Annotated in this window: 5 protein-coding genes and 1 rRNA gene; all 6 read right to left on the bottom strand. The window is 65.8% G+C overall.

Annotated elements, in window-relative coordinates; translation table 11 throughout:
• Window positions 1-221, bottom strand: a 16S ribosomal RNA gene (locus NQ034_RS05685); the annotation flags it as partial.
• 473 nt (window positions 222-694) lie between these two features.
• Complete coding sequence (tyrS, locus tag NQ034_RS05680; protein ID WP_257047561.1) at window positions 695-1981, bottom strand: tyrosine--tRNA ligase; 1287 nt, start codon at window positions 1979-1981, stop codon at window positions 695-697.
• 131 nt (window positions 1982-2112) lie between these two features.
• On the bottom strand, window positions 2113-3531 hold the full coding sequence (gene argH / locus NQ034_RS05675) for an argininosuccinate lyase (RefSeq protein WP_257047560.1): 1419 nt from the start codon (window positions 3529-3531) through the stop codon (window positions 2113-2115).
• A gap of 154 nt (window positions 3532-3685) precedes the next feature.
• Entirely contained in the window at window positions 3686-4882 is a 1197-nt protein-coding gene (locus NQ034_RS05670; protein ID WP_257047558.1) for an argininosuccinate synthase, read from the bottom strand.
• Between the two features lie 103 nt (window positions 4883-4985).
• On the bottom strand, window positions 4986-5513 hold the full coding sequence (locus NQ034_RS05665; RefSeq protein ID WP_257047556.1) for an arginine repressor: 528 nt from the start codon (window positions 5511-5513) through the stop codon (window positions 4986-4988).
• A complete protein-coding gene (gene argF / locus NQ034_RS05660) occupies window positions 5510-6448 on the bottom strand; it encodes an ornithine carbamoyltransferase (RefSeq protein WP_257047554.1) in 939 nt (312 codons plus the stop codon). Before argF ends, NQ034_RS05665 begins: the two co-directional genes overlap by 4 nt.
• Between the last annotated feature and the right edge of the window lies 1 nt (window position 6449).

The raw sequence follows: 6449 nt of genomic DNA, 5'->3' as shown, positions 1-6449 counted from the left end.
CCAACCGACAAAACTTTCCACCCCCACCCATGCGGGCAGGAGTCGTATCCGGTATTAGACCCAGTTTCCCGGGCTTATCCCGAAGTCAGGGGCAGGTTACTCACGTGTTACTCACCCGTTCGCCACTCATCCATGACACAAGTGCCACTTCATCGTTCGACTTGCATGTGTTAAGCACGCCGCCAGCGTTCGTCCTGAGCCAGGATCAAACTCTCCACAAAAAAATTTGCTTAAAAGCGATCCCGACCGAAAAGAACAGACTGACGAGAAAAAGAACAACACCCACCATCAAGAGAGGCATTGTTCTTCGTATCATCCATCATTATTATTTTCAGCCAGAAAATATGTACTACTTAGTTCTGGCATCACGAAAAAAACTATTCAAGTACGCTATTGAGTTCTCAAACAACAGGCACACACCCACACTGGCCAACCCCGACAACCACCCGTGAAACACAGGCAATCACAAGAGGAGTCACCGCGAAGGGATGCTCGATTATGTTCACTGCCGCCGGGATTTCCGGCCCCGCGAACCCGCTGGGCTGTCCTGGCGACAAGAGAAGACATTACACGACCCGCAACCCGGCCGCAAACCGAACCAGAGTGATCCGTGCTACAAGCATCGGGGCCCGCCGGCATATGGGGACGTAATCGTCCTCAGTACGCCGGCGGGCCCCATGTCCGGAGCAGCGGATCAGCGGGTCACGCGCACGGCTCCCAAGGTCTTCTTGCCGCGTCGCAGCACCGCCACACCCGCACCGGCCGCCTCCAGCAGATCCTCGGCACGCAGCACGGCATCCGCCTCGGCGACCTTCGTGTTGTTGATGTAGGCGCCGCCCTGCTGGATGGCCTTGCGGGCATCGCCCTTGGACTTGACGATGCCGGAGGCCGCGAAGGCATCCACGACCGAGATGCCGGCGGCCAGGGCAGCAGCGTCGAACTGCGCTGTCGGCAGGTCCGCGGTGGCGGACGCCACGGTGGCCGGCGCCAGCTCGCCCAGGTCTCCTCCCCCGAACAGCGCATCGGCCGCGGCGAAGGCCTGCGCGGTCTGCTCAGGGCCGTGGACCAGGGTCGTGACGTCCTGTGCCAGGGTCTTCTGCACCAGGCGCTTGTGCGGGGCGGCTTGGAATTCCTCGATGATCGCGTCGATCTCGTCCATCGGACGCAGCGAGAACACCTTGAGGTAGCCCGGCGCATCGGCGTCTGCCGCGTTGAGCCAGAACTGGCTGAAGGCGTATGGGCTGGTCAATTCCGGATCCAGCCAGACCGTGCCGGATTCGGTCTTGCCGAACTTGGTGCCGTCTGCCTTTGTGATCAACCGGGTCGACATCGCGTGTACGCTGTCACCGGTCACCCGCCGGATCAGGTCGATGCCGGCGGTCAGGTTGCCCCACTGGTCCGAACCTCCGGTCTGCAGGCTGGCCCCATAGCGCTTGTGCAGTTCGAGGTAGTCATTGCCCTGCAGCAGCTGGTAGGAGAATTCGGTGAACGAGATCCCGGAATCGCTCTTGAGCCGCGCCGCGACGGCCTCCTTGGCCAGCATCCGGTTGACGGAGAAGTGCTTGCCGACTTCCCGCAGGAAGTCCAGCACGTTGACCTCGCCGGTCCAGTCGTAGTTGTTGACCATCCGAGCGGCATGCGGGCCCTCGAAGTCCAGGAAGCGCTCGATCTGGCCGCGGATCCGCTCAACCCAGCCCTCGACGACGTCGCGCGGGTTCAGAGTGCGCTCGGAGGTCAGTCGCGGATCGCCGATCAGGCCGGTCGCCCCGCCGACCAGTGCCAACGGGTTGTGCCCGGCGTCCTGCAGCCTGCGAGCCGTGAGGATCTGCACCAGATTGCCCATGTGCAGGCTGGGCGCGGTGGGATCGAAACCGACATAGAAGGTCAGGGATTCGTTCGCCAGGGCATTGCCCAGGGCCTCTTCGTCGGTGGTCTGTGCGACGAGTTCGCGCCTGCGAAAATCGCTGAGGATGTCGGTCACTGTTTCCCTTTCATATGTGCATGAGCGCCGAACGACAAGGCTCGGCACCCTTGATTCTAGCGGCGCACCGCCGCCGAGGTCCCGGCCAGGACCTCGGCGGCGGTGTTCCAGAGTGCCCCGTTCCCGCCGATTCAGCGGGTCGGCGTGTTCGCGAAGGCGCGCAGCCGCGCGACCTCGGCCCTGGCGTGCTCGAGCTGCCCTGCCACGGCCGAGCGCGCGGTGCCACCCTTGGAACTGCGCGAGTCGATCGAGCCGTGGGTCGACAGCACGCTGCGGACCTCACCGGTCAGGTGTTCCGAGATACCGGCGAAGTCCTCGTCGGTGAGATCCCACAGTTCCTGGTCACGGGACTCGGCCAGCTTGACACAGGCACCGGAGAGCTCATGGGCCACCCGGAAAGGAACTCCCTGCCGGACCAACCATTCGGCGATATCCGTGGCCAGGGCGAATCCGCGCGGGGCCAGATACTCCATCCTCTCGGTGTTGAAGGTCAGAGTGGCGACCATGCCACCGAAGGCCGGCAGCAGCAGCTCCAGGGTGTCCACCGCATCGAACACCGGCTCCTTGTCTTCCTGCAGGTCCCGGTTGTACGCCAGCGGCAGGCCCTTGAGGGTGGTCAGCAGGCCGGTCAGATCACCGATGATGCGCCCGGACTTGCCGCGCGTGAGTTCGGCGACATCGGGGTTCTTCTTCTGCGGCATGATCGACGAACCGGTGGAGAAACGGTCGTCCAGGGTGACGAAGCCGAATTCCTTGGTCGCCCACAGGATGACCTCCTCCGACAGCCGGGACAGGTCCACGCCCAGCATTGCCAGGTCGAAGAGGAATTCGGCGAACACATCGCGGGAGGCCGTGCCGTCGATCGAATTCTCCACCGAGTCAGCGAAGCCCAGTTCGGCGGCCACCGCCTGTGGGTCGAGGCCCAGCGAGGACCCGGCCAGAGCACCGGAACCATAGGGCGAGACCGCGGCACGGCGATCGAAGTCGGTCAGCCGGTCCACATCGCGCAGCAACGGCCAGACATGTGCCAGGAGCTGGTGGGCCAGCAGGATCGGCTGGGCGTGCTGCAGGTGGGTGCGCCCCGGCATCGCCGCTTCGGGGTGTGCGGCCGCCTGCTCGAGAAGCGCCTCGGTCACGTCGAGCACCAGGCCGGCCAGGCTGCGGGCGTGGTCGCGCAGGTACATCCGGCCCAGGGTGGCGATCTGGTCGTTGCGGGAGCGGCCGGCGCGCAGTTTGCCGCCGAGCTCGGCGCCGGCGATCTCCAGCAGGCCGCGTTCCAGCGCCGAGTGCACGTCCTCATCGGATTCCTGTGCCACGAAGTCCCCGGAGTCCACCCGTGCCTGGAGTTCGTCGAGGGCCGCCAGCATACCGGCCAGTTCCGTCTCGTCGAGCAGGCCGGCGGACGCCAGCACGCGGGCGTGGGCACGGGAGCCCGCGATATCGTAGTCGGCCAGGCGCCAGTCGAACTGGGTCGACTTCGAGAGTTTGGCCAGGGCGTCGGCGGGGCCGTCGGCGAAGCGCCCACCCCACAGGCTGATCCGTTCGGACACGGGTTCCTCACTTCTTCGTATGTAGCGGATACGTCGGTTGATGCGTGTTCCCCGGATACGGCCCAGGCCGCAAGCGGGAGGCTTTCGCCCTCAGCTTACGGCCTGGGTCCGGGTGCGGCCGGTCCGGATCATCCACCGGACCGGCCCGCTGCGCTCAGAACTTCTGGTTGCGCGCGGTGGCCTGCTTCGAGGACAGGCCGTAGATGTCGATGAAGCCACGGGCGGCGGACTGGTCGAAGGACTGGCCCTCATCGTAGGTCGCCAGGTTGAAGTCGTAGAGCGAGTGCTCGGACTTGCGCCCGGTGACGACTGCCGTACCACCGTGCATGACCATGCGGATGGTGCCGGAGACGTGGTCCTGGGTGTCCTCGATGAAGGCGTCCAGGGATTCCCGCAGCTCGGAGAACCACTGCCCGTCGTAGACCACTTCGGTCCACCGCTGGTCGACGAACTTCTTGAACCGGGCCTGTTCGCGTTCCAGAGTGACGTTCTCCAGTTCGCGGTGCGCGGTGATCAGCGCGATCGCGCCCGGCGCTTCGTAGACCTCGCGGCTCTTGATGCCGACCAGGCGGTCCTCGACGATGTCGATGCGTCCGATCCCCTGTGCGCCGGCACGCTGGTTGAGCTGTTCGATGGCCTGCAGCGGGGTGACCTTCGCACCGTCGATGGCCACCGGGATGCCCTTTTCGAAGGTGATCTGGACTTCGTCGGCCGGCGGCGGGAATCCCGGATCGTCGGTGTAGTCGTAGACGTCCTTCGTCGGGGAGTTCCAGATGTCCTCGAGGAATCCGGTCTCCACGGCGCGACCCCACACGTTCTGGTCGATCGAGAAGGGGTTCGACTTCGTCGTGACGATCGGCAGGTTGTTCCGCTCCGCGTATTCGATCGCGGCTTCACGCGTCAGCGCCAGGTCGCGCACCGGGGCCAGGCACTTCAGATGCGGGGCCAGCGAGGTGATCGCGACTTCGAAGCGGACCTGGTCGTTGCCCTTGCCCGTGCAGCCATGGGCCACCGTCGTCGCACCGTACTTCAGCGCGGTGGCGACCAGGTGCTTGGCGATGAGCGGACGGGACAGGGCCGAGACGTTCGGGTAGGCGTCCATGTACATGGTGTTGGCCTTCAGGCCCGCCATGCAGTACTCGTTGGCGAACTCATCGCGGGCGTCGGCGACGACGGCCTCGACAGCACCGCAGTCCATGGCGCGCTGGCGAACGGTCTCCAGGTCCTCGCCCCCCTGGCCCACGTCCACGGCCATGGCGATGACGTCCATGCCCGTCGCTTCCTTGATCCAACCGATGGCGACCGAGGTGTCGAGGCCCCCGGAGTACGCCAGTACGACGCGTTCAGTCATGAAACTCTCCTTCGTGATTTATTAAAATACTAACCCATGAATGTCTATTCATCATAGTGCCGGCACTGTGATCTGCGTCGGGCCCGGCCGAACACCCGACCGATCAGCCGGAGATTCCCGCCTGCTCCAACAGCGCGGCGGCCAGCTTCGGCCCCCCGTCGGCGGAGAAGGTGATGACCAGGACGGTGTCATCGCCGGCGATCGTGCCCATCACATCGGGCAGCCTGGCGTGGTCCATTGCCGAGGCCAGATACTGCGCGGCCCCCGGCGGGGTGCGCAGGATCACCATATTGCCCGAGTGCACCGCTGAGACCAACAGGTCTTCCAGCAGGCGGCCCAGCCGGGCGTCGAAGACCTCGGCGCCCAGGCCCTGCTGCAGGGAGGAGTCCCCACCCTCTCCAGGGACCGCGTAGACGGCGCCGGCCCGGGTGCGGACCTTGACCGCGCCGAGGCCCACCAGGTCGCGCGAGAGCGTGGCCTGGGTGACCTCGAAGCCGGCTTCGGCCAACAGGCCGGCCAGCTCCGTCTGCGAGCGCACCTGCCGGGTGCGGATCAGCTCCGTGATCTTCGCCTGCCTGGCGGCCTTGGTGGTCACGGCCGCCGTCCGACCGGCCGCGGGATGCGCGTTCAAGCCCGCTCCACCAGCCAGGCCAGCAGCGCCTTCTGCGCGTGCAGGCGGTTCTCCGCCTCATCGAACACGACCGAGGCCGGGCCGTCGATGACCTCGGCAGCCACCTCTTTGCCACGGTAGGCCGGCAGGCAGTGCAGGAAGATCGGCTTGTGGCCCAGCGCCATCAGTTCCTCGGTCACCTGGTACTTGGTGAACGGCGAGTCCTCATCGTCGCGGCCGGCGTGGTCCTGGCCCATCGAGACCCAGGTATCGGTCACCAGCACATCGGCGTCCTGTGCGGCCGCGACGGGGTCGTCGGTGATCATCAGCGAGCCGCCGGTGACGCGGGCCAGCGCATGGGCCTCTGCGACCACGGATGCGGCGGGCTGGTGGCCGGTCGGAGCGGCGACGCGCACGTGCATCCCGGCATTGACCCCGGCCAGGGCATAGGAATGGGCCATATTGTTCGCGCCGTCGCCGTAGTAGCTCAGCGTCAGCCCTGCAACGCCGGAGGCGGAGTCGTTGCCGCGGTGTTCGCGGATCGTCAGCAGATCGGCCAGCAGCTGGCAGGGGTGGTAGTCGTCGGACAGCGCGTTGATCACCGGCACGCTGCCGGAGGCGGCCATCCGTTCCAGGCCCGACTGCTCATAGGTGCGCCAGACGATCGCCGAGACCATCCGGCTGAACACCTGTGCGGAGTCCTCGATGGACTCCTTGTGGCCCAGCTGCGATTCGCCCGGGTTGATGATGAGCGGATTGCCGCCCAGGGCTGCGACTCCTGCGGCGAAGGACACGCGGGTGCGCGTCGAGGTCTTGTCGAAGATGATCGCGACGGTCTGCGGCCCGGCCAGGGGCTTGAACGCGTAGGGGTCGGCCTTCATCGCCTGGGCCAGGTCGAGCACCTCGACCAATTCGGCCGGGCTCAGGTCGGTGTCCTTGAGGAAGTGGCGGGTCATA

Source organism: Brevibacterium moorei (assembly GCF_024580735.1).
Taxonomy (GTDB): Bacteria; Actinomycetota; Actinomycetes; order Actinomycetales; family Brevibacteriaceae; genus Brevibacterium; species Brevibacterium moorei.
This window is presented reverse-complemented; position numbering and strand designations above follow the sequence as displayed.